Raw genomic sequence first — 25,031 nt, 5'->3', positions numbered from 1 at the left:
ATGCTATCTAAATGAGATAAAATTACCTTCTAGATTTTGACTTTTTCTTTGAGGCCTTCTTTGATGGAGCTTTGGACTTTTTCTTTGAGGCCTTCTTTGATGGAGCTTTGGACTTTTTCTTTGAGGCCTTCTTTGATGGAGCTTTGGACTTTTTCTTTGAGGCCTTCTTTGATGGAGCTTTGGACTTTTTCTTTGAGGCCTTCTTTGATGGAGCTTTGGACTTTTTCTTTGAGGCCTTCTTTGATGGAGCTTTGGACTTTTTCTTTGAGGCCTTCTTTGATGGAGCTTTGGACTTTTTCTTTGAGGCCTTCTTTGCAGCTTTTAGTTTTGATAATTTTCGTTTTTTAGCCAATATTGCTTGAAGAGTAGAAGATGCTTTTTCAAGTGCTTTTGCAGCAGATTCCTCAGCTTTAGTTTTTTTCTCCAAATCCTTGGCCAGTTTTTCAGCTGCCTTTCGACTTTTACTCATTGTTTCTCGTAAAGAGGGCTTGGATTTGGCCTGTTTTTGGATTTTTGTGCTTATTTTTGATTTAACGTCATTGATTTGTGCTACCTCATCGGAGATCTTTTTTGCCATTTTTTCCCTAATTTTTATCTCAGATTCTAGCTCCTGAATGTGATCCTGAATCATATTAATTCTAAATCTCGCATTTTGTTCCTCTTCTGGGTTTTTAGCAAATTCCAGCTCTTGTTCAAAATTAGTTAAAGATTCTTTTTCACTGTTTAGACGCTCGTTTGCAGACGCAATTAATCTTTCAATACTTTCTAATTGAGATGTTTTTTGATTAAGTACTCCAGAGACATCAGTCACATCTTCCTTTTCAGATTCAATTTTTCTATCAATAGAATGCAAGCCAGATGACGATCTTCTTTCAAGTGATCGCAACTGTTGGAGTTGTCTTTCAGACTTTTTTCTTAAATTAGTTGCTTGTTGTTTCTTTTGTCGTAGTTTAACTACTAATTTTTCTAGTGATGCCAATGTTTGATTCAAGACAAATCCGTCGGTTAAGTTGTTAATATAATCATGATTTGACTTACCAGTTAAGAAAATTAACATACTTTGATCGCAAAAATAGCTTTTTAAAAAAATATTAGTATAAAGAATTATAAAAAAAGGAATGGATTTTCATCCAAAAGATTTGCCCATATCTAAGACATATGATCTCAAAGATGTCAAAGATGCATCAGATGCGGTTGATGACATGGTAAAAATTGGATTCAATAATCAAAAAGAGGGTTTTAAGGTGTTAATGCCAAAGGAAACAAAGCTTGCAAAAAGAATTGGATATACGGTAACAACAGGTGTCACACATGGTCTTAGGCAAAAAAATGAAATAAGAGATATAAAATATTGGACATATCATCATGATAAAGATCATTATGCCATAGTTTTGATTAGCAATAAAATATTAACAGAGTTAGGTTTTTGATTTTTCAAATATTTTGTATAATTTTGTCCTTTTAGCCATTACACCAGCTAGCATTATACCAAGAACTGTACCTCCAATCACATCCATTGGAAAATGCTGGAGAACATAGACCCTGCTTATTGATACCAATAATGGGTAAAGTAGCAACAAATAACATCCCCTAGGAAATCGTTCAGACAAGGCAAATCCAAGCACTATTCCAAATATTATTGCCCTAGCTGCATGCCCAGAGGGATAAGATGCATTGTATCCACCTTCACAAAACAAAGCAAATGTATCATGACTTATTTCAACTGGAAATGGAGTACCAACATATTCAAAATCAGGTCTATCTCGGTCCACTCCACATTTTATGTATCCAGTAAGTAATGTGGATAAAACGATTAAAATCATCAAAGTAATCCCAATCCTCCTAGTCTTTTTTATCAAAAGCATCAATATGCCAAATCCAAGCATCCAAAGTGCATCACCACTTTCCGTAATGATTTGCATCGTAATGTCTAATGTAGGATTATCATCATTATTTGCAACAAAAGAAATTACAGATTGATCAAAGCTTTCTGTAATTTGAAAATATACCAACATAGATAAAATTAGAAATGAAAATACAAGTAAAACAAATGATCTAGACCTTATATCAAAAATCCAATTTTGCAATCAATTAAACCTCAAGTATGTTATTTTTAATTTTTCTCAAGTAGATAAGTATTGAAAAGATTTTCAAAATATATCAAATCATAACAAAAAAGATCGGCTAAAGAATTTAACCAAGGGGATAATAGAAGAGGCGTGAAGGTACTCACACTAGATGATTTTGACCTAAAAGGTAAAACCGTTTTTTTGCGAGTTGACATGAATTGTCCCATAGATCCGGACACTATGGAGATCTCTGGAACTAAACGTATTGAAGAAGCCATTGAGACCTTAAGATCACTAGAAGAAGCTAAGGTAGTTGTTGCCTCTCATCAAGGGAGAGTTGGAAATAAAGATTATACTGGAATGGACAATCATGCCAAAGTTCTTGAAAAATTAATGGGTAAGAAAATAAAATATGTAGAAGATGTCATTGGTATTGCTGCACAAAATGAAATAAAGAATTTGAAAAATGGCGAAATATTACTTTTAGACAATTTACGTTTATGTGCTGAAGAAAATTACGAGTTCACACAACAGGAAGCCGCAAACACAATCATGGTTAGCAGATTATCAAAGTTGTTTGATCTTTGTGTATTGGATTCATTTCCTAGTGCACATAGATCACATCCATCCATAGTTGGATTTCCTTATGTTCTTCCAGCATGTGCAGGAAGAATTGTAGAAAGAGAGGTGAGAAACCTCGACGAGATAATGACAGTTGCAAAAGCACCGCATGTGATAGTATTGGGAGGTTCCAAGGTTCCTGACAGATTAGAGGCAATAAAATTACTGATTCAAAATGGCCGCGCAGACCATGTATTGTTAACAGGATTAATTGGAAATGTATTCATGCGTGCACAGGGAAGAATTCGTTACCCATTGGGAATAAAAAGAGAAGATGAGGTGGTATCTAAAGCCCATGCTCTTATTGGTGAGTATCCAGATGTTTTTTCAACTCCAGTAGACATTGCAATTGACAAAGATGGAGATAGGGTAGAGATGGATGTACGAGAACTTGAGGTTGGAGACAAAATTTATGATCTGGGACCAAAAACGGTTGAACATTATTCAAAATTAATTGCGGGTGCAGGAACTGTTTTCATAAGTGGGCCTGCAGGATTCTTTGAGAAAGAAAACTTTAGCTTTGGAACAAAGGGATTGCTCACATCGGTTGCAAATTCCATGGCAACAACAATAGTTAGCGGAGGTCATTTGACATCTGCATTAAAAAAATATGGACTTGCAGAACAAATAGATCATATCAGTACTGCAGGTGGAGCACTGGTTCTTTATCTAACAGGTGAAAGACTACCAATGATAAAAGCACTGGAAGAAGCAGCTACAAAATACAGATCAAATAGTTGAATTACACGAAGGATTAGGGCAAATCTGTTTTTCATTCATTCCAAGATACACATCTAAATTACATGTATTGCAGTGTTGTTTTTTCATAGGTTCAAACAGCTTCATCCAAATCGTTGTAAAATTTTGTGCAATATTTCTTGCAAGACCAGAATTGCAAAGATCCATAAAATATGATTCAATGTCATCTATAATCCAAGAAGGATCCAGATCACCGTTCTGTTTTATCTTTTCAAAAATTTCATCATTAGTAAATTTTTCATCAACATCATTATGGTTTTCAAAAATTATTTTTCGGATTTGAAGTTGGATAGGAGTTACAGGAACAAAGCTGCCCATATCAGTACAGATTTGCTGCCTCTTCTTTTAACTTATCTACATCTTGAGAATCTTTCATATGAGTTCCAAGATAAGAGTAGAGAGCAGATTTCAATACTTTAAGTGAAAGCAAAGCACATTTTATACGAACTGCTTGTAAGTGTTCTAATCCAAGCTCACTTAATACATCATGTTTAGTAATATTTCGAACTTCATCAATGCCCTTACCTTTTGTAATCTCTGTTAATACCGAAGAGCAGGCCATACAAATAGCACAGCCTTTACCATGAAATTTGATATCAGACACCTTGTTATCGGTAATTTTCATGTCAATGTCAATACTATCACCACATAATGGATTAGAGTCATGAAAAGTAACATCTGGATTTTCTATCTTACCAAAATTAATTGGGTTTCTAGAATAATCAATTATCATCTCATGATAAATATCTGCATTGCCGCTCATAATTTGAAGATCCTCGCAACTTTAGTTAATGCAGTAATTAGAGAGTCAACCTCTTCTTTAGTATTGTAAATGTAAAAACTTGCTCGAGACGTAGCTGCAACGTTTAGTCTTTCCATTAATACCTGAGCGCAATGATGTCCAGAACGAACTGCAATTCCTTCTTCATCTATGATTTGTGCTACATCATGAGGATGAACATCTGAAAAATTAAATGATATAACACCGCCTCTTTTAGAAATATCTTTTGTGCCATAAATCGTAAGTCCCTTTACCTGAGATAGTTTTTCAATAGCATAAGTTGTTAGTTCAATTTCATGTTCTCGTACATTTTCCATCCCAAGTTTTGTAAGATAATCAATTGCACTACCTAATCCAATAACATCTGCAATGTTTGGAGTGCCAGCTTCAAATTTGTAAGGTAAGTCATTCCAAGTAGTTTCGTATTTGTGAACTTCTCTTATCATATCACCACCACCATGAAATGGATTCATAGATTCCAATACAGATTTTCGTACCCATAAAACTCCGATTCCTGTAGGTCCTAGCATTTTATGACCAGAAAATGCAAAAAAGTCACAACCCAGTTTCTCAACGTTTACTGGCATGTGAGGAACAGCTTGTGCGCCATCCACTAGAGTAAGCACGCCATGTTCTTTACATTTTGAGATTATTTTTTCTGCGTCAGTAATGGTACCAAGAACATTAGACATTAGACTAAATGTCACAAGTTTGACTTTACCTGTTGCAAGATATTTATCAAGATCATCTAAAATTAGCTCTCCGTTATCAGCCATTCCAATGTATACTAATTTGGCTCCTTTTTCCTGCGTTAAGAGTTGCCAAGGTACAATATTGCTATGATGTTCGTATTCAGTTGTAACTATGATGTCATCTTTTTGGATATGATTTCGTCCCCATGCATATGCAACGAGATTAATTGCCTCAGTAGTTCCCCTAACAAAAATAATCTCTTCTCTATTTGGTATGTGAATAAAATTTGCAATCTTATCTCTAGTTGATTCATAAAGTTCAGTTGCCTCTTCTGCCAAAGCATAAACTGCCCTGTGAATGTTTGCGTTATGATTTCTATAATAATCAGTAATTGCATCAATTACTTGGTTTGGTTTTTGTGTTGTAGACGCATTATCTAGATACACAAGTGTCTTGTTATCTCTAACAATACGTTGTAAGATAGGAAAATCTTTTCGTAAATTTTCAAAAGTAGTTTGTGCACTTTGCATTTCTAAACCTCTACATAGATCTCGTTTTGATCTATTTTAACATTGTATGTGTTTAATGGTATTTCAGCAGGAAGATTTTCAGGTTTACCATTTTGCAAATTAAAAACAGAAAGATGTAACGGACATCTCACACCTTCATCAGTGAGAAATCCTGTAGAAAGATCTGCATCTGCATGAGTACATATTAGATCAGTTGCAAAAATTTTTCCTTTTTGATTTGCTAAAAGAATTTTTTTATCGTCATGGATAAATCCAAAAAGCTGACCGGTCTTTACTTGATCTAATTTACAAGCTTTAATCCACTGGACCACGTTAATCACCTATACTTGTAGTGCTGCTCAATTTCAGAATCTTCGTTGTAACGTGTTTCCTCAATTTCAACAAACTTTGTGAGTTCCTCATCAGTGTTAATTGTTAATTCACGTGATTCCCATTTAGATTCAATCAGGTATGCAATCCATGCTCTAACCTGGTATGACATTTTTCGAGATAATGGCTCCAAGAACCCTTCAATAATTGTTCTTTCAGCCTCAGCTTCAGTCAGACATCTTGTTTTTAGATAGAAAATCTGTTCCTCATCAATTTGGGCAACAGATGCAGAGTGTGTTGCTTTAACATCATTGGTAAAAATCTCCAGTCCTGGAATGGCATCAGATTTTGCATCCTTATCAAGTAGGATAGAGCGTCCGGACAAAAATGAATTTGATTTTGTTGCTTTTTCTTTAATTCTAATCATTCCTTTGAAAAGCGATTTTGATTTGTTTCTTAGAATTGATTTTTCAACTACTCTAGCATCAGTTGATGGGCTTTCATGATTCACGTTTGTTTGAATATCAAAAGATTGCTCATTGTTTCCAAATATCACCTCAGAGTCATTTGAGGATGCACCAGTTCCATTAAGGAAATATTCTATTTTGTATCTAGATAACATTGATCCAAACAAACCAGAATACCAGTTGACTTTGGCATCTTGTCCCAAGTCAGTTCTTCTAGTAGAAAAGTTTACAGTTGTTTGGTCCATCATTTGCAATGTTGTAACATCGAGTTGTGCGTTTGCAGCAATGTTTGTGTTTAATAATTCAAGGTATGCTTGTTGTTTTTGTGCTTTAAATGAATATAATTCCTGAATTATCACTGCCTTGCTGCTTTCGTCTGCAAAGATAACATTTCTTGCAATGGTTGAAATGCCATCATCAGATAAGCAAGACAAGATATGAATTGGTTTTTCAAGTATTAGATTACGTGGAATATGGATAAAGATTCCAGAATTAAATGCAGCATTGTTTAGTGCAGTAAACTTATCTTCTTTTGAATTTGATGCCTCTAGTGCTTTTTTTACTAGATCAGAATTATTTTTTATTGCATCATCAATTGAAGTGATTACCAATCCTTTTGATTTTAGATCATCTGAGATGTGAATTTTGTGTGTATTACTTCCTATCTGGATTATACTAGTCTCTTTTTCTAATTCAGATAATCTTTTTTGAAGAAAGGATGGTACATTACTAGTTGTAGTTGCAGAAAATGAAACTTGTTGAGGATCCATTTTTTTTGCATCAGTATATTTGTTGTATAAAGGAGATGTCTCAATCGGTAATGCATCATAAATGGATAATGAACTCTGTCGGTATTTCTTTAACCAATCAGGTTCATTTCGTGATGAAGAGATTTCTTCAACATGTCGAGAGTTAATTTGCGATAGTGTTTGAGACATGATTAATCGAAATTGAAAGTGAGTGGTTTAACCCACTGAGTCGTCCATCTCTAATTTGATGAGGCGGTTTAATTCTACGGCGTACTCCATTGGTAATTCTTTTGTGAATGGTTCCATGAATCCATTGACAATTAGAGATAATGCTTCTTCTTCGGTAAAACCTCTAGTCATCAGATAGAAAATTTGTTCATCTCCAATTTTTCCTACAGTTGCTTCATGGGTAATTGTTGCGTCTTCTTGATTAATTTCCATGTAAGGATATGTATCAGTTTTTGATGTATCATCTAATAGTAATGCGTCACATCTTACAGTTGATTTTACATTGGTTGCGCCCTTTGCAACATTGAGTAATCCTCTGTAAGTTGATCTTCCATCTAGTCTGCTGACAGATTTTGATGTAATTTTTGATGTTGTGTTTGGTGCAAGGTGGACCATTTTAGCTCCAGTATCTTGGTGTTGTCCTTTTCCTGCAAAAGCAATCGATAGTGTTTCACCATATGCTCGCTCACCTAGTAGATAAATTCCAGGATATTTCATTGTAAGTTTGCTGCCAATGTTTCCATCAATCCATTCTACAGTTGCGCCTTCATATGCATAAGCACGTTTTGTAACTAGATTATACACATCACTACTCCAGTTTTGGATTGTAGTGTAACGTAACTTTGCATCTTTGTGTGCTACTAGTTCAACTACTGCTGAATGTAATGATTCAGAAGAGTAGACAGGGGCAGTGCATCCTTCGATATAATGAACTTCAGAGCCTTCGTCAGCTATGATAAGTGTTCTCTCAAATTGTCCAATGTTTTCAGCGTTAATTCTGAAATATGCTTGTAATGGCATGTCAACTTTGACTCCTGGTGGAATATAGATAAATGAACCACCACTCCATACTGCACTGTTTAATGCTGCAAACTTGTTGTCCTCTGGAGGAATAATTTTACCGAAATATTTTTTGAAAATTTCAGGATATTGTTTTAGTGCAGAGTCAGTATCCAAAAACAAGACACCTTGTTTTGCCAAGTCTTCTCTTAGACTGTGATAAACAACTTCTGATTCGTATTGTGCACCAACACCTGCCAAGAACTTTTTTTCAGCTTCTGGAATTCCTAATTTATCAAAAGTAGCTTTTACTTCAGCTGGAACATCGTCCCAGTTCTTTTCAGTTTTCTCAGTTGCTTTTGCATAATAGTAAATATTTTGAAAATCAATAACACTAAGATCTCCACCCCAAGTTGGCATTGGTTTTTTCATAAAAATTTCAAAAGATCTTAATCTAAAGTCAAGCATCCATTGTGGTTCATCTTTCATTTTGCTAATTGCAATAACGGTTTCTTTTGATAGTCCTTTTTTACTGAGATGCACATACAAATCAGTAGAGTCTTTAAAATCATATTTTGAATAATCCATGTTTAGATTTTCTGTAGCCATACATAGCATAACATCGTTATATTATAAATACATGAGGAAAAATAGGCACAGCTAAATAGCTTAAGCTAAACTTGAGAGTTTAAACAAAATATCGATTTGAAAATCAATATTATGCACAGATGTACGCATAATAGAATATTTTAATGATAAAAAATATTCAGACCATTTTCAAATTAATTTAATTGACATTAGATAAATTTGATGCTCTCAAAGTTCATCAAGTCAAATCCATAAAAATAAAAAAAGAGATTAGTTTGCAGGAACTGCAAAACCATTTTCAATCATTCGAAGCGCTGAATCAGCTTTTAAGCACATTGGCAATCCGTTTGATGATTTCATTACAAGACTGTATCCTTCACGACATTCAATTTCTCCAGCATCGATTCCTGCAGATACTTGCTGTCGTGGTGAAATCCACGCTAATTGCGCAGATTTTGCCTTTTCAATGAATTCTGCTCTAAGTTCTTGTTTTTCCTCATCAGTTAAGATAGACGATTTTTCTCGCAATTCAGATTTTAGTGCCTTCATCTCTGCATGTCTTGCTAAAATATCAGCTTTTTTCTCATCAGTGAGTTTACCTAACATTGCAGATGCATGATCTTTGAATTTTGTTTGTAGTTCAGATCTTTTCTCATCTAAATCGCCATGCTTTTCTTGGTACTTTGCTCTAAGATCATACATTTTCTCTTGAGAAATATCAGAAGATATTATCATGGCTCGCAATCTTTGAGATATATCATGATTTTCTTTCATTCTCTCCAGTGCATCAAAGTGTTTTTCTTTGAAATCCATTGCAGCATCATGATTTTCTTTTTTGTATGCTTCTCTTTGTTCAGGTGTCATTTCACACCATTCAGAAACTTTGGCTAATTTTTCAGCGTCAGTGATTTCTGCAGCACGTTCATCAGCAGTCATTTCACAAAATCTTTGATATTCTGCTTTATGATTACTCATTTCTGTGTGTCTTTTTTGCATCTCATCTACTAACATTTGATGCTCATCAATGTAAGCATCTCTTCCAGATTCATCTAATACACAATATGCATCCAGTCTATCTTTTAGATCTGTTTTATCAAAATCTGTCAAAAATGATTCCTTGTCAGCATCAGACATTAAACAATATTTTTCTAGTTTGTCTGTCATGTCATAATCAGATTTTTGTTTAATTTCTTCGATGAAAGATTCAATAGAAATTTTGCGTTCATCTTCGCTTTGCTCACAAATACTTGCCAATCTGTCTTTGAATTGGGCTATTCTTGGATGATCCAAAAAGAACTGCTCTTTTTCAGTATCAGTCATGTTGCAAAAGTTTGCAAGTCTTTCTTTGAGGTCGTTTTGTTTTTCATCTGATTCAGCATATACCACATTTCCAGCAGCAACGCCAGTAACCATGATCAGTGAAAAAACAATACTTAGAAGTTGTGTCTTTTTCATTATCAGATTTTGATGAACTATCCATATAAAGAATAACGGATCAATAATCAGGAATGGCTATTAAAAAGAGACAGTCAGATAGGTGTGCTTAATCTATTAGTCCATCTATAACTGATGCAATAATTCATTCTTTGGTTTTCTGTATCATTTGTAATGTCAAAATCAAAGATAATACATGTTATTAGATAAAATAATTCAGATTTAAAATAAATTTAAAATTAAGATTGTTTGGCAGTTGCAGTTGCTGTTGGTGCAGCGTTAACTGGGTCAACTGTAATTGTCACAGTATCAGTTGATGAACGACCATTATCATCAAAGACTTTGAGTTCAAAGACTAGTACTTTGATTTCATTATTTGCAACAATTGGAGATGTAAATGATGGAGTTACTGAAGATGTTGAAGACAAGGTTACTGTTTCACCAGATACTTGGCTCCACATGTATGAAAGTTCTTGTTCTTCTGGGTCATTGCTCTTGCTACCATCTAATGAAATCTTGACATTCTCATTTACAATTTGATCAGGACCTGCATCTGCTACTATTGGTAGATTCAATGTGTTTACAACTTTAATGGTCATGCTATCAGATGAAGATAAGCTACCATCAGATGCAGTACATGTCATGCTGATGGTTTGGTCTGTAGTTACTGCTGGAAGTGTTACAGATGTACTTAGAGATGAAGGCATATCAATTACAATATCACTGTTTGATGAAGTCCATGTGGATGTTACTGCATCACCATCTGGGTCATATGCTGAACAAACTAGATTAACCATGGTTCGTTCATCAGCAATTTGATCAACACCAGCATCTACGATTGGTGCACTGTTTTCTGGAACTACAAGGAGAATCAATTGGTCACTTCCCTTTTGGTTTTCAGAGTCAGTTACTGTTAATTGGAATACCATTCGTTTAGTTTCACCAGAAACTACTGATGGTGCTTTAAATGAGAATGTTGGCTTTGTAGGATCAATTGTAACTGTCTCTCCTGCTAGTTGTTTCCATTCATATGTGATTGGTAAACCTTCAGGATCAAAGCCTGAACCAGTTACAGTTACTTGAGACTCTCCAATAATCTTTCTATCTGGACCTGCATTTGCTCTTGGTGGCAAGTTTACAGTACTAACAACTACAGATACATCATCTTTGTCAGAGTTGCCAGAAGGATCAGTTACAGTTAGTTCGAAAGTTAGAGTTTCAGAACTAGTATTAATCATTGGTGAGAAGAAATACACAGAGAATGAAGCCTGTTCGTATAGTTCTATATTCATTCCAGATGTTTGTTTCCAAGAATATCGTAATTTGCTTTCAGCATCATCAGGATCAGTAGCTGTTCCAATTAATTTTACTAGTGCTTTTTCACCTACACTTTGATCTGGACCTGCGTCAGCTAATGGGCCAGCGTTAGATGGAATTACTTTAACTAATGCTAATGCATTTGCCCATCCATTTCCAGCTGAATATCCAGTTACTTGGAATGATAGAATCATTTCGGTTTCATCTGGAAGTTCAGGAGCTGTAAATGTTACTGTTGGACCAGTGTATGAATTCAATGATACTCCTGTTCCAATTAGTTGTACCCAAGAGTAACTGATTGGTTGTCCATTTGCAGTTTGACCAGTTGCACTAAGTGTAACAGTTTCTCCTTCATGTACAGTTTGCATTGGACCTGCTTGAATTGAAATTAATCTATTTGATAAAAGACCAGTTAATGGATAAACACTTACGGTGTCACTGCCTACACCACCAAAACCATCCTCAACAGTAAGTTCGAATGTTAGTGGATTGGTTTGAGAATAATCAATATGCATTGGAAGAATAGTTAGATATTTTCCAGTAGTAGAAGATAATGGAATTGTTTGACCTGCAATTTGTTTCCAGTTATAGGTCAATGAATCGCCGTCAGGATCTACAACGCTGCTGACTAGAGTAACTACGTTAATTGTTTTAAATGTGACTTGGTCTCTGCCTGCACTGACAATTGGAGCATGATTAACCGGGTTTACAATGACTTCAACTGTATCAGAACTTGCTGCACCAAATGGGTCAGTTACAGTTAATGTGAATGTCAAGACTTTGATTTGACCGTTTACAACCTCTGGGGCCATGAATGTTGGCATTGCAACATTATTTGAGGATAGTTGGACTGGTTCACCATCAACTTGCACCCATTCAAATGTTAGAGTGTCGTCATCAGGATCAACTCCTTCGCCGACTAGTGTAACGATTCTATTTTCAACAACTTCTACAGTATTGGTTTGAGCAAAAGAGTAAGTTGATACGGTGCCAGCTAAAAATAGACTAAAAACTACAGATAATAAGATAATATGCGAATTCACTGATTTATTATAAAATATCGGATATATATTAACTATACATATGACTTGTAGTTAGACTGTAGATCGGAAAAAAGAAAGGTCAAAGTACAGTTATACAAAAAGAAAGTTTGGCATTTAGCCAGATTTAGAATTATTTCGAAAATAACAAAGTCAGCAATAGTAAATCATACAGACATGATGAAGATTTCAGGTGATTCTAGGTAATTGAAAAAATAGTTTTCACAGTATCAAATGCACCTGATACAGTATGAACCTGAGATATAGTATTTTTAATTTTAAATTTTTTGAGCTCATCAGATGTAAACGGTCCAATTGAAATTACTGATAATTTTGCCATACTTTCCAACAATGAGTTTTCATCATAATCTTTTGTCATTATTTCAAAAAATGCTCTAACAGATGATGCGCTGGTAAACACAATTCCATCTACTTTATTTTTTGAAAATAATTCCCTAAATTCATTCCATTGAGAGACATCCCTAAAGGCACAAACATCATAGAGATGAATTTCTTTTACGTCAATTCCTATTTTTTCCAATAATTCTTTCAAAAAAGGTGTTGAAGCACCACTTCTTGGAACAATTACTTTTTTTCCAACCGCATGTAATTTTGTAAATAATTCTCCAACACCTACGGAGGAATAAATATTTGGCATGTGGGCAACTTTGATTCCCTCATTTTCTAGTGCAATTTTTGTTTTAGGCCCCACTGCCATCACTATAGTATTTGCTACAGCAAGTTGGAGTTTTTCAAATTTGGATATTTTTTTTGCAATATCAAAAAGTAGTGTTACAGCCTTTGAGCTCATAAATACAGAATAATCAGGATTATACTGTTTTACTGATTCCAAAAATTCATCTACAATTTTTTCTCCTTTACTAACTAGCTCAATAGTAGGTAACGAAATTGGAATTGCGTTGTTTTTAGTCACTAAATCTATGAATTCAGTAGAATCATCTTTTGAACGAGTTATTGCAATTACTTTTCCTTTAAGCATTTTTTCTCCACCCTATAACTTGAGACAAGTCTACAACTTTTCCTATAATGATATTTGTTGGAGGTGTAATTTTATTTGCCTTTACAAGTTTTGCAATGTTAGAAACAGTACCAATAATCATTTTTTGTTTTGGTGTAGTACCATTTTGGATTACAGCTACAGGAGTTTTTTTATCTAATCCACCTGCGACAAGTTGTTTGCAAATTACATCAAGTCGTGAGAGTCCCATCATAATTACAATGGTATCGACAGATTTTGCAAGACGTTTCCATTTTACTGATTCATTTTTCTTTTCAGGATCTTCATGACCTGTAACAAATACAACAGATGATGCATGCTTTCTATGAGTTAGTGGAATTCCAGCATAAGTTGCAGAGCCGATTCCAGATGTGATTCCCGGAACAATCTCATACTTTACTTTGTTTTCTTTAAGAAATTCAGCCTCTTCGCCACCTCTACCAAAGATTATTGGATCACCACCCTTTAGCCGAACTACATTTTTCTTTGATTTTGCAAATTTTACCATCAAGTCATTGGTGTTATTCTGGTGTGTGGTGTCATCCCCTACTGCCCTTCCAACGTATATTTTTTGAGCAGTCTTTGGAATCATTGAGATTATTTTCTTGCTTACCAATCTATCATACAATACAACATCGGCTTTTTGCAATAGTTCGACTGCCCTTAGTGTGATCAGTTTACTATCACCTGGGCCTGCCCCAACTAGATACACCTTACCTGTCATTGTTCCATTCCTCCACTTTTTTCTCCAATTTATTGCAAGGTCATTTACGCCTTTCTTGCGTAATTCCATTCCTACGATCTTACCTAAAGATGCAGGATCATACTTGCTTCCAGACTTTTTTACAAAAAGAGATTGTTTACCATCAACAGAAAAAGCAGAAACACTCAAAATCATTTCATCTCCATTTGATTTAGCATATGCACCAATTGGAAATCGGCATCCGGAATCAACATAGTCAGATAGAGCACGTTCTGCTTCTATTTCCAATCTAGAGTCAGAGTCTTCAATCTTTGCCAACATTGAATTTGTATCAGAATCATTTTTTCGTGAAACTATTGCAAGTGCTCCTTGGCCAGGAGATGGTGAAAAATCATCAATAGATAATTGTGTAAATGTAGTGTCTACGCCCAATCTTGTGATTCCTGCTTGTGCCAATACTATGGCATCAAATTCATTTTCAAAGACTTTTCTAATTCTGGTTTCAATGTTTCCACGAATTGGACGAACTATAACATCTGGTCTCTTTCTTGTTATTTGTACTGCACGTCTCAATGAACTTGTACCGATAACAGCTCCTGGTTTTATAGAATCAAGATTAGTTCCATCTGACGAAATAAAAATATCATTTACCATCTCTCGTTTTGGGACAGATGACAAAATCAAGTTATCAATTAACTGTGAGGGAACGTCTTTGAGACTGTGTACTGCAAAGTCCACTTCATTGTCAGCAACTGCTCTATCAATCTCTTTTTCAAATATTCCTTTTTGATCAATTGTAAATAAGGGTCTTGCATCAGTATCACCTTTAGTTGTAATTGTTTTAATTTCAAATTCAGCATCGGGATTTATTTTTTTTAGTTCAGATTTTACCCAGTTTGTTTGTGCGATAGATAGCTGACTGCCTCTTGCACCAATTACATATTTCAATTCTTCACCGATTTTAATGCAACATCATAAGCATTTATGGTATTTTCTAGATCAGTTTTTGTGTGTGCATCAGATAAGAAGACTACTTCAAATTGAGAGGGCGCAATAAAAACGCCATTTTTTAATAACATAGAAAACAGTTTTTTGAATTTTTTTGCATCTGCATTCATTGATGAACGATAATCCACTACAGGTTTGTCAGTAAAGAAAATTTGAAACATTGAAGATGTAAAGTTAATTTGATGGGGTATTTTCAGGTCAGTTGCGATATCATCAATAGCATGAGTAAGCATGATATTGTATTTTTCAAGTTTTGAATATAGTTTATTTTTTATTTTATTTATTGTCTTAATTGATGCTATAGCTGCACTTACAGATATTGGATTTCCTGCATATGTGCTTGCTTGGTAGACTTTGCCTCCAGGAGAAAGAAGATCCATAATCTCTTTTTTGCCACCTATTGCTGCAACTGCAAAGCCACTTCCCAAAGCCTTTGCCAAAGTTGTGATATCAGGTTTAATTCCGAAATGCTGTTGAGCACCTCCAGGAGATATTCTAAATCCAGTTACAACTTCGTCAAAAATTAAAGGAACATCATTGTCTTTTGTAATTTTTCTAATCTCAGATAAAAAGTTCTTTTCAGGTAAAATCAATCCCATGTTTGCAAGTATTGGTTCAACAATAACACCAGCAATGTCTTTATTTTTTGATATTATTCTTTCAAGTTCTTCGGAATTGTTGTATTGTACCACAAGTGTGTTTTTTGATACCTCATCTAATCCACCATCAGAAACAGAAATTCCGTTATGTGCAGAGCCAGAACCTGCTTTTACCAAAACAGAATCATGTGCGCCATGATAACATCCCTCAAACTTTACGATTTTTTTCTTTTTTGTAAAACCACGAGCTAATCTTATAGCAGTCATTGTAGCTTCGCCCCCAGTGTTTACAAGCCGGACTTTTTGAATTGAAGGAAAGTTGCCAATAATTAGTTTTGATAGTTCTATTTCAGATTGAGTAGGAGTACAAAACATTGTTCCCTGAGTTAGTTGTTTTGATACGGCACTTAGAACCTCTTTACGTCTATGTCCTAAAAGTAATGCGCCATACCCGTTACAAAAATCAATGTATCTTTGGTTATCTTCATCCCAGATGTAAGCACCGTCTGATTTTTTTGCAAAAAATGGGTACGGTTCAAAATATCTAACAGGACTATTCACACCAGAAGGAATTACTTTTTTAGATTCATTGAATAGTTTTTGAGATTTTGACAATAATCAACTCTATTTTTGGTCATTATTATTCGTAATAATGGCTAGAAGGCTATTTTTGGTTACGAAATTTGTTTCTAAATAAAAATGCAGTAATTACAGTTCCGATATATGGAGCAGTCCAGTACAACCATAAATTTTCAAACACTCCAGAAAATAACGCAGGAGCCAATGCCCTTGCAGGATTCATAGACGCACCAGAGATAAAAGCCAAAAAAAAGATATCCAGCCCGACAATCCCACCAATTGCTATTCCACCGAATCCTCGTAGTCCTTTTGTGTAAACTACAGTAAAGATTACAGCCATAAGCAAAGCAGATGCTAAAACTTCAACAGGAAATATCAGAGACATTGAGAATTCAGGATTAGGTGCATTTGCGCCAAGATTTGCTTCTGTTCCAATAAAGGTCATTACAAACAATGAGCCAAGTAATGCGCCAATGATCTCAGCTGCAAAATAAATTGCTATCTGAATTTTAGAGATATGTCCAGTGATGTAATAGCCTATTGTTACTGCCGGGTTAAAATGAGCTAGTGACACTTTACCAAAACAGTAAATCCCAATTATTAATGCGATAAACGGTGCAACTGCTGCAAAAGCAATTCCAAGTGTTCCACCAGTTTGTACATCATACACAATAGAGCCAGTTGCAAATACAACAAGAATAAAAGTGCCAATTAATTCTACGATGAAAATTTGCAAGTTGGAATAAGTCATTAGTTCTATTCCTCAAGTGATTTGATCAAATCCATCACCTTTGATTTAATCTGATCACGAATTTCTCTTACTTGTTCAATTGGTTTTCCTTTAGGATCAGGGATTTGCCAATCAAGAACGTCTTTTAGAAATAGCGCAGGACATGACTCTTGGTCTATACATCCCATGTTTACAGCTTTTTCAGATTCAGATATTATCTGTTGTGAGATTTTTTTTGGAGTTTGATTTTGCATATCAATACCAATTTCATTCATTGCTTGCAAAACAATTGGATTTACTTTATCACTAGGCTTTGTTCCTGCACTGATAACTTCAAAGCCTTTTGGCATGAATTTTTTAAAAAATGCTTCAGCCATTTGGCTTCTTCCAGCATTTTCAACACAAACAAAAAGAATTTTTTTTGTCATGTTTTAAATTACTTGATCGCCTTTATCACTAGACTTGTAATTCTTCTTCCATTTACTTTCTCTCCTTCCATGTATACTCTTTCTTCCAACACCTCAATAGTTTCAAAACCTGCTTGCTTCATTGACGAGATATAATTTTCTTTAGTCAAGGCACCATCAATACATTCACACCACTGTTCAGAGGTTATTTGGTTTGGAGATAACTCTACATCAGTTATTAGATCAGAGATTACCATTCTCCCGTTATTTTTTAGAATTCTAAAAACTTCCTTGAACGCATTTGTTTTGTTTGTTGTTAGATTGATAACACAATTGCTAATCACAGCATCTACAGAGTTATTGTTTAGCGGGATATTTTCCTCAATGTCTCCTTTTCTAAATTCTACATTAGAATAATTTCCATTTAGAGCATTTTCTCTAGCTTTTTTCAGCATCTGATCTGTCATATCAATCCCAATGGCTTTGCCTGAATTTGATACTTTTTTTGCAGCTAAAAATATGTCGATTCCTGCACCTGAACCCAAATCAACGACCGTCTCTCCTTCCTTAAGTTCAAGATAATTTAACGGGGCTCCACATCCAACTCCCAAAATTGCTTCTTGTGGGATTGATTCAAGTTCTTTTTGTGCATAGCCAATTAATTTTGTTGCATCAATTGGAGAATCTCCTGGGTTACACTCCCCAGGCATACAACAACAATTTGTATTTCCAGTAACTGCTATCTTTGAATATCTTTTTTTGATCTCTTCTTTGATTGATTGTTCCATATGATGGTTTACTAGGTAAACTATTAAAGTTGTCAAGTAGAAACTAATGAAGTTAGTGCAAACATGGAAACTAATAGAAAAAAGCTACCTGTAATTGCAAACAAATGTGAATTTGATGGTTATGATGTATCAAAATTACTAAAAGAAACTTCTACCATACGAGATCTGATAACAAAGAGAGCAACACTTGAAATTCTATTTCCTCTATGCTGTACAACTGAGCCAGTAAGACACAAACAGTTCAAAAAATCCCTTAAAGGAATTAGCAGTAAGACATTATCCACAAGATTGTCTGAACTTGTTTCTGAGGGGATTCTGACTAGAGAGACATTTGCGGAAGTACCTCCACGAGTAGAATACAGACTAACGCAAAAGGGACAAGAACTAATTGAATCAATTACTGATCTCCTTAATTGGATGAAAAAATGGTCAAAGTAAATCTTGAAAAACTGTTTTGAAAATCTGTTCCACTTTATGACATCTCATACTCAAGAAAGACCGTTTCATTGCATTCATCTCAAAATTTCATTTATCAGACAAAAAAGTTAATTACAATTGTTACCACGTATGCAATTGCAGCTGCGCCAGGAATAGTAATCAACCATGCAAATACAATTCTTTTTCCAACTCCCCAACGTACCGCTCGTTTTCTACGAACTGCACCTGCACCCATAATAGAACCAGTAATGGCATGAGTTGTACTAGCAGGAATTCCAAAAAATGCAAATATCGCCAATACAATTCCACCACCAGTTTCTGCTGCAAAGCCCTGATAAGGTCTCAATCTAGCAATTTTCATTCCTAGTGTCTTGATAACTTTGTAACCTCCAAAGAATGTTCCAAGGGCAATAGCAGATGCAGCCGCAAGTATTACCCATATTGGTACATCTGTAACATCAGTTATCAATCCCTCAGAGAATAAAATTAAAACAATTATACCCATTACTTTTTGCCCATCATTTGCACCATGAGTTAATGCAAACCATGCTGATGATATCAGTTGTAATTTTCCAAACGAGTAATTTACTTTTTGAGGAGGTTTTGATGCAAACACTGCAATAATTATTCCAGCAAAAAGAAATCCAATTGCCATACCACCCAAAGGAGACACTATAATTCCAGTTAATGTTTTAGTCATTCCATCTAAAAGTAAATTTTCAATTCCCACTCCTGCAATTCCAGCTCCTATCAATCCTCCAATCAAAGAGTGACTGTTTGAAATTGGCAAACCAAAGTGAGTACAAAGAGCACCCCAAGTAATGGCTGCAGATAATCCACCAAGAATCATGTAGATTGTAACATCATCGGGATTGATTATTCCCTTGGAGATGGTCATAGCTACTGCAACTCCAAAAATGAACGGTCCTGCAAAATTAGCTACCGCAGATAACAATACAGCATAAATCGGTTTTAAGACTCTAGTACCAATGACAGTAGCTACCGAATTAGCAGCATCATTAAAACCATTTACAAAATCAAAAATTAATGCTGCTATTATTGCACCTATTGCTAATTCATACATAACATCACTAAGTGTATTTTAGAACTATATCTTCAATAACATCTGCAACATCCACACATCTATCTGATGCAGTTTCCATTGTTTCGTAAATATCTTTTAATTTAATTATGTGAATTGCGTCATTGCTCTCAAAAAGTTTTTCAATAGATTGTCTATACAAGTCATCTACAGTATGCTCAATTGTACTTGTTGTTCTGCAATGAGATATCATATCTTGTGCATTTTTAATATTGTTTAATTTTGATACTATGTATTGAACTTCTTTTGTTGCGTTGACTAACTCTCTTGCCATTTCTAGAGCATATGGAGGGGTCGTAGTGATTTTGTAACTATGGGTTCGTGCAGAAATTCCATCCATGAAATCAATCACATCATCTATTTTTGAGGCTATTCTTTGCATATCCTCACGATCTAGAGGAGTGATGAATGTTTTATTTAGTTCAGAAAAAATATCGCGCGTAAGAACATCGGCTTCATTTTCAAGTCGTTTGATTTTTGCATGTTGTTCTATATTACTAAGATCTGAGAATAAAACAACTAGCGCTTCAGCAGTTTCAACTGCTTTTTTAGCTAAACTATCAAGAATCAACAAAATTTCTTTATCATTTGATTTTATCCATGAAAACATGTGCCCCATGAATCCAGTGTAAAGAGATGGATGTTAAAACTGTTATCTAGACAATGAGTAAAAACTTTAGATCTACAAATATTTTCATGAGTTAAACATATTAAAAAATAATTAAAATATGATCGTTAATTTTGTTCAGTTTTTGTATGTGAAGCAATTCGTTCATCTGTTGGACGGTGTTTGCCAGTAACAATGTAGTTAATTGCGTCACTCATGAATACTGCATGATCGCCAATTCGTTCCAAATATCGCAACAAAAGTGCTTCAGCAAGGGCACATCGAGTATTAGTAGATTCTATAAGTTTTGGCAATCTTTCACGATAAATTCGATCAATGAATTTTTCATCCTCTCTAATTTCAATAGCTTTTCGAATATCCAATTCAGCAAATGATAAAACAGCTTCTTTGATCATATGTTTTACTTTTTTTGTGGATTCAACAAGTGATGCATTGGTGCATTCAGATACATCACCAAACAAATCTCGAACAAGAGTGATATCATAAGCATATCTTCCAAATCTAGAAAATGCGTATGAAATTTCTGTAGACGAACGAATTAGTCTAAAGTCATCTGCAACAGGCTGATATTTTAATAGCATATCAAATGTGAGATCTTCTACTTCATAATATTTTACACGTATAGAATCAGATAATTTGAGAACCTGATCTTTTGTATTTGTCCCTGTAAGATACGAATCAATAGCCAAAGAGATGGATTCAATTACCATATCTCCCATTTCAGACATGATAAATGACAACTTGTGCAATGATGGATCTATCAAACGAGTCATTTAACCAAAATGTCCTTGTACATATTTTGCAGTTAGTTCGTCTTTAGGATCTGTGAATAATTTCTTTGTTTCACGGAATTCTATCAAGTCACCTAGATACATGAATCCAGTGTAATCTGAAACACGGATTGCCTGTTGCATATTATGAGTTACAATGATTATAGCATAATCTTTTTTTAATTCGGTAATTGTTTCTTCAATTTTTTGAGTGGCGATTGGGTCAAGTGCGGATGCAGGTTCATCCATCAATAACACTTCAGGTTGTATAGCAAGTGCTCTAGCAATACAAAGACGTTGTTGTTGACCACCAGATAATTCAATGGCAGATTTTTTAAGATCATTTTTTACTTCATCCCATAGATAAGCCATCTTCAAAGAATCCTCAACAATTTCATTGAGAATTCGTTTATCACGAACTCCATTTAGTCGGAGTCCTGCAGTTACATTATCATAAATGGACATTGTTGGAAACGGATTTGGTTTTTGGAAAACCATTCCAACTTTTCTTCGATGATAAATTGGATCTATATCTTTTGAATAAAGATCAATATCATCAATCATAACTTTACCTGTAACTTTGGCATTTTTTGTCATATCGTGCATTCTGTTTAAACACCGAAGAAATGTAGTTTTTCCACAACCAGATGGGCCGATTAATGCTGTAACAGATTTTTCTTTGAATTTCATTGTGACGTTTTTCACTGCTTCTATACCATCATAACTTACTGTAACATTTTCTGCAATCATTTTGTATTTTGATTCAATAGATTTTGAATCAATATTAGTAAAATTAGATGCTGTCATATCAGTTGATTTTGTACTCAATGCAGTCATTTTATAGCATTTCTCCTCTGTTTGATGAATTTACCAAAGAATAGATTTTTTTTATTTGAAAAATAATATCGGACTCCCAAATTAATTCCAAGTATAATCATAATCAAAACTAATGCAGCTCCCCATCCCTGAAGTTGGGCACTATCATAAGGCAATAAAGAAAGTCGCCATATTCTCAAAGGTAAAGCATCCATTGGAGTATCCATACTGCTAAAGAATTGACTGCTTCCAAGAATTGTCATGATTAGTGGAGCAGTTTCACCACCAATTCGAGATACAGAAAGCAGTATTCCAGTAATCATGCCGCTCTTTGCAGCGGAGATTACAATTCTAAATGTGATAATCCATTTTTTTAGTCCTAATGCAGTTCCAGCTTCTCGATAAGTCATTGGTACCATCTTCAATGACTCTTCTGTAGTTCGTGCAACAATTGGGAACATTATCAAAGACAATGCAAATGCTCCAGCCCAAACTGAGAAGTGGCCAAGAACTAAAACGATTATCAAAAATGCAAAGATTCCAAGAATGATTGATGGAAATTCCATAAAGACATCATTAAAGAATTGAATTGATCTTGCAAGCTTGTTGTCACCATATTCAGAAAGAAAAATACCAGACATCACACCTATTGGAACACCAATTAAACTAGACAATCCAATAATGATCAGAGTTCCTTGAATTGCAGGTCCTATTCCTCCTTCTCCAGAACCAGCAGAACCAGGAGTTTCAGTTAAAAATTCAATACTAATTGCAGTTATTCCATTTTTGAATACTTCAACTAAGATACTACCTAATGGGATAATGGCAATTATTACACAAGAAAAAACAATTATTCTGACAATCTTGTCTACAAGTAATCTTTTTGCAACATTTTGTTTGAATAATGAACGATATTCTTGTCTTCGGGTTTGAATGTCATTCAATTATTAATTGCACCTTCTTTAATTTTTAACATTCTTGTTACAAGCAAATGAGCAACAACATTAATCACAATAGCAATTAACAAAAGAATCAACCCAATTCCAATTAGTGCAGGCATGTGAATAGATGCAGGTGATGCTTCAACGAATTCATTTGCAATAATACTCGACATGGTTTGACTTGGACCAAATAACGAAGATGGAATTGCACCAAGTCCAGTTGCATTTCCAATTAGCATTGTGACTGCCATTGTTTCACCTACAGCCCGGCCTAGACCTAGAATAGAAGCACCTATCAATCCAGTTTTAGAATATGGAAATATTGCAAGTTTGAACATCTCCCATTTTGTTGCACCAAGCATGTAAGCTGCCTCCTTTTGTTGTTGAGGAACAGCCTTCATTATCTCTCGAGATACTGCAGAGACGGTTGGAATTATCATAATTGCAAGTATAACACTTGCAGTTAGAATATCCAATCCATAGGGATTACCAGAAAACAACCAAATATTATCTCCAAACGCATCATGTAATGGAGTTTCAAACCAATCTCGAAAATAAATTCTAAAAACATACAATCCCCATAGTCCATAAATTACACTTGGGACTGCAGCTAAAAGTTCTACCAAAAAACCCAAAGGAGCGCCAATTTTAGGAGGAGCGTCTGAGATAAACATTGCAATTCCTATGCTTAGTGGAACACCGATCATCATTGCAATTGCAGATGTAGTCAATGTACCCAAAATGTAAGGCAGTGCACCAAATGATTCTCTACCTTCCACTGCATTCCAATCAGTTTTTGTGATAAACGACAATCCTTCTTCCTCCCATACAGGATATGATTCAGACACTAACTGAAACGCGATCAATACAACTATCACCAAGACATATGTTCCTGCAATAGTAGCTCCTATTTTGAATACTTTATCTGAAATTACGCGTCTTTTTTTTAAATTCAAAATTACATTATCCACGATATTGCGATGTAGAAATTACATATCTAAGAGATCACTATACTTTACGAGATGAACATAATTCTATATAGTTCATCAACTATAGTGTAATTAGGAAATTTTCAGAAGTTAAAATGATTGAAAATAATTGAAAATACAATACAAACAAGGAAAATTCAGCTTAGCGGAGGTTCAACATACATCATATCATTACCAAAAGACTGGGTAGATGAATTGAAAATTAAAGTGGGGGAAAATGTAACCATAATAAAAAATTCAAATCAATCACTAACTCTATTTCCAAAAGAACAAGATAAAGAACAAGGCATAGCTGTCATAAATTCCAATCAAAAAGATTCAGGGGGTTCAGTTAAACGAAAAATCATTGCAGCATATCTTGCAGGATATAAAATAATTCAAATAAAAACAAAAGGAATGAAAATACCGTCAGAACATTCTAGAAGTGTACGAGAATTAGTTCATTCATCCATGATAGGTACAGAAATTGTCGAATCAAGTTCGGGTGCAATAACTGTTCAAATTCTAACTAGATTACCAGAATTATCATTTGAAACGGCATTAAAAAGAATGTACTTGATGGCAACTAACATGATAAAAGAATCAATAGAAGCATTAGAAGAGACAGATATTGCGCATGCAGATGGAATTGTAAATATGGATGACGAAGTAGACAGATTCGGACTCTACATAAGACGAAATTTAGTGTTAGCAGTTGAAAATCAAAGCATACTTCAAGATATGGGATTGAAAAAGCCCTCAAATTGTCTTGAATATAGAACAATAGTTAGCAAAATAGAAAGAATTGGAGATCATGCAAGTCTAATTGCAAAAAGAATCAAATTCATTGAAGAAAAGATAGATCCAAAAATTATAACTAAAATTAAAAAATTATCTGAAAAATCACTAGAGGTTTTTGAGGAAGCAATTACCGCTGTTCAGAATCATGATTTTCAAAAAGGTGAGAACGTTGCAGAAAAAGTGGGCAAAGTAATTGAAGAAGAAAAAGAAATAATGTCAAAGATCAAAGAGGATGAAAAAAACTCCACAATAATCAGATTTGTCCTAGAAGACTTGAGAAGAATTGCGGAATATTCAAGCGATATTGCCGAAGTTGCAATCGATGAAAATATTCACAACATTATTTCTGAAGAATAATATACAAAAATAT

Annotated in this window: 26 protein-coding genes; 4 read left to right on the top strand and 22 right to left on the bottom strand. The window is 34.5% G+C overall.

Annotated features, from left to right (window positions below; all coding sequences use genetic code 11):
* Positions 1-22 precede the first annotated feature (22 nt).
* Complete coding sequence (locus DSQ20_RS02800; protein WP_255458310.1) at positions 23-1,057, bottom strand: ATPase V; 1,035 nt, start codon at positions 1,055-1,057, stop codon at positions 23-25.
* 61 nt (positions 1,058-1,118) lie between these two features.
* Between DSQ20_RS02800 and DSQ20_RS02795 the strand changes: the two genes are divergently transcribed.
* Entirely contained in the window at positions 1,119-1,430 is a 312-nt protein-coding gene (locus DSQ20_RS02795; RefSeq protein ID WP_179365953.1) for a hypothetical protein, read from the top strand.
* Here the strand turns inward: DSQ20_RS02795 and DSQ20_RS02790 are convergent.
* On the bottom strand, positions 1,419-2,087 hold the full coding sequence (locus DSQ20_RS02790; protein WP_179365952.1) for a phosphatase PAP2 family protein: 669 nt from the start codon (positions 2,085-2,087) through the stop codon (positions 1,419-1,421). The two genes, DSQ20_RS02795 and DSQ20_RS02790, sit on opposite strands and share 12 nt — an antisense overlap.
* Before the next feature lie 132 nt (positions 2,088-2,219).
* On the opposite strand from DSQ20_RS02790, the gene pgk reads away from it, so the two are divergent.
* Positions 2,220-3,431, top strand: a complete 1,212-nt coding sequence (pgk, locus tag DSQ20_RS02785) for a phosphoglycerate kinase (RefSeq protein ID WP_179365951.1) — start codon at positions 2,220-2,222, stop codon at positions 3,429-3,431.
* Here pgk and DSQ20_RS02780 read toward each other — a convergent pair.
* The 14 genes from DSQ20_RS02780 to arsM all read right to left on the bottom strand — a co-directional run bounded on the left by DSQ20_RS02780 (position 3,420) and on the right by arsM (position 18,197).
* Entirely contained in the window at positions 3,420-3,767 is a 348-nt protein-coding gene (locus DSQ20_RS02780; RefSeq protein ID WP_179365950.1) for a hypothetical protein, read from the bottom strand. The genes pgk and DSQ20_RS02780 overlap by 12 nt on opposite strands.
* A 1-nt stretch (position 3,768) precedes the next feature.
* A complete protein-coding gene (locus DSQ20_RS02775; protein ID WP_179365949.1) occupies positions 3,769-4,212 on the bottom strand; it encodes an iron-sulfur cluster assembly scaffold protein in 444 nt (147 codons plus the stop codon).
* Entirely contained in the window at positions 4,209-5,453 is a 1,245-nt protein-coding gene (locus DSQ20_RS02770; RefSeq protein WP_179365948.1) for a cysteine desulfurase, read from the bottom strand. Before DSQ20_RS02770 ends, DSQ20_RS02775 begins: the two co-directional genes overlap by 4 nt.
* A gap of 2 nt (positions 5,454-5,455) precedes the next feature.
* Positions 5,456-5,764, bottom strand: coding sequence for a non-heme iron oxygenase ferredoxin subunit (locus DSQ20_RS02765; protein ID WP_255458309.1), 309 nt, complete (start codon positions 5,762-5,764; stop codon positions 5,456-5,458).
* A gap of 5 nt (positions 5,765-5,769) precedes the next feature.
* Positions 5,770-7,167 carry a Fe-S cluster assembly protein SufD gene (gene sufD / locus DSQ20_RS02760; protein WP_179365946.1) on the bottom strand — a complete coding sequence of 466 codons (1,398 nt, stop codon included), beginning with the start codon at positions 7,165-7,167 and terminating at the stop codon, positions 5,770-5,772.
* 27 nt (positions 7,168-7,194) lie between these two features.
* Complete coding sequence (sufB, locus tag DSQ20_RS02755; RefSeq protein WP_179365945.1) at positions 7,195-8,595, bottom strand: Fe-S cluster assembly protein SufB; 1,401 nt, start codon at positions 8,593-8,595, stop codon at positions 7,195-7,197.
* 249 nt (positions 8,596-8,844) lie between these two features.
* The gene (locus tag DSQ20_RS02750; RefSeq protein WP_179365944.1) at positions 8,845-10,029 is read right to left on the bottom strand and encodes an ABC transporter substrate-binding protein; all 1,185 of its coding nucleotides are present in this window, start codon (positions 10,027-10,029) and stop codon (positions 8,845-8,847) included.
* Between the two features lie 218 nt (positions 10,030-10,247).
* Positions 10,248-12,368, bottom strand: a complete 2,121-nt coding sequence (locus DSQ20_RS02745) for an Ig-like domain-containing protein (RefSeq protein WP_255458308.1) — start codon at positions 12,366-12,368, stop codon at positions 10,248-10,250.
* A 196-nt stretch (positions 12,369-12,564) separates the two neighbouring features.
* A complete protein-coding gene (locus DSQ20_RS02740) occupies positions 12,565-13,365 on the bottom strand; it encodes a uroporphyrinogen-III synthase (protein ID WP_179365943.1) in 801 nt (266 codons plus the stop codon).
* Positions 13,358-15,034 (bottom strand): uroporphyrinogen-III C-methyltransferase, encoded by a 1,677-nt coding sequence (gene cobA, locus DSQ20_RS10545; protein ID WP_255458307.1) that lies wholly within the window; start codon positions 15,032-15,034, stop codon positions 13,358-13,360. Before cobA ends, DSQ20_RS02740 begins: the two co-directional genes overlap by 8 nt.
* On the bottom strand, positions 15,031-16,308 hold the full coding sequence (hemL, locus tag DSQ20_RS02725; RefSeq protein ID WP_179365941.1) for a glutamate-1-semialdehyde 2,1-aminomutase: 1,278 nt from the start codon (positions 16,306-16,308) through the stop codon (positions 15,031-15,033). Before hemL ends, cobA begins: the two co-directional genes overlap by 4 nt.
* A gap of 49 nt (positions 16,309-16,357) precedes the next feature.
* Entirely contained in the window at positions 16,358-17,023 is a 666-nt protein-coding gene (locus tag DSQ20_RS02720; protein WP_179365940.1) for an MIP/aquaporin family protein, read from the bottom strand.
* 5 nt (positions 17,024-17,028) lie between these two features.
* Positions 17,029-17,430 (bottom strand): low molecular weight phosphatase family protein, encoded by a 402-nt coding sequence (locus tag DSQ20_RS02715; RefSeq protein WP_179365939.1) that lies wholly within the window; start codon positions 17,428-17,430, stop codon positions 17,029-17,031.
* 8 nt (positions 17,431-17,438) lie between these two features.
* Entirely contained in the window at positions 17,439-18,197 is a 759-nt protein-coding gene (gene arsM, locus DSQ20_RS02710; RefSeq protein WP_179365938.1) for an arsenite methyltransferase, read from the bottom strand.
* A gap of 63 nt (positions 18,198-18,260) precedes the next feature.
* On the opposite strand from arsM, the gene DSQ20_RS02705 reads away from it, so the two are divergent.
* Positions 18,261-18,635, top strand: a complete 375-nt coding sequence (locus DSQ20_RS02705) for a helix-turn-helix domain-containing protein (RefSeq protein WP_007549896.1) — start codon at positions 18,261-18,263, stop codon at positions 18,633-18,635.
* A 94-nt stretch (positions 18,636-18,729) separates the two neighbouring features.
* Here DSQ20_RS02705 and DSQ20_RS02700 read toward each other — a convergent pair whose 3' ends face one another.
* The 6 genes from DSQ20_RS02700 to pstC form a co-directional block, all read right to left on the bottom strand.
* On the bottom strand, positions 18,730-19,719 hold the full coding sequence (locus DSQ20_RS02700) for an inorganic phosphate transporter (protein WP_179365937.1): 990 nt from the start codon (positions 19,717-19,719) through the stop codon (positions 18,730-18,732).
* Positions 19,720-19,726: 7 nt separating this feature from the next.
* Positions 19,727-20,356, bottom strand: coding sequence for a DUF47 domain-containing protein (locus tag DSQ20_RS02695; protein ID WP_179365936.1), 630 nt, complete (start codon positions 20,354-20,356; stop codon positions 19,727-19,729).
* Between the two features lie 116 nt (positions 20,357-20,472).
* Entirely contained in the window at positions 20,473-21,138 is a 666-nt protein-coding gene (locus tag DSQ20_RS02690; protein WP_179365935.1) for a PhoU domain-containing protein, read from the bottom strand.
* Positions 21,139-21,972, bottom strand: coding sequence for a phosphate ABC transporter ATP-binding protein PstB (pstB, locus tag DSQ20_RS02685; RefSeq protein WP_218841293.1), 834 nt, complete (start codon positions 21,970-21,972; stop codon positions 21,139-21,141).
* Positions 21,969-22,895 (bottom strand): phosphate ABC transporter permease PstA, encoded by a 927-nt coding sequence (pstA, locus tag DSQ20_RS02680; protein WP_179365934.1) that lies wholly within the window; start codon positions 22,893-22,895, stop codon positions 21,969-21,971. The genes pstB and pstA overlap by 4 nt, the downstream gene beginning before the upstream one ends.
* On the bottom strand, positions 22,892-23,848 hold the full coding sequence (pstC, locus tag DSQ20_RS02675; RefSeq protein ID WP_255458306.1) for a phosphate ABC transporter permease subunit PstC: 957 nt from the start codon (positions 23,846-23,848) through the stop codon (positions 22,892-22,894). Before pstC ends, pstA begins: the two co-directional genes overlap by 4 nt.
* A 132-nt stretch (positions 23,849-23,980) precedes the next feature.
* On the opposite strand from pstC, the gene DSQ20_RS02670 reads away from it, so the two are divergent.
* Complete coding sequence (locus DSQ20_RS02670; protein ID WP_179365932.1) at positions 23,981-25,018, top strand: phosphate uptake regulator PhoU; 1,038 nt, start codon at positions 23,981-23,983, stop codon at positions 25,016-25,018.
* The last annotated feature ends 13 nt before the right edge of the window (positions 25,019-25,031 follow it).

The organism is Nitrosarchaeum sp. AC2, from assembly GCF_013407385.1.
Taxonomy (GTDB): domain Archaea; phylum Thermoproteota; class Nitrososphaeria; order Nitrososphaerales; family Nitrosopumilaceae; genus Nitrosarchaeum; species Nitrosarchaeum koreense.
The sequence above is the reverse complement of the archived record's forward strand: the minus strand, read 5'-3'. Positions and strand labels throughout refer to the sequence as shown.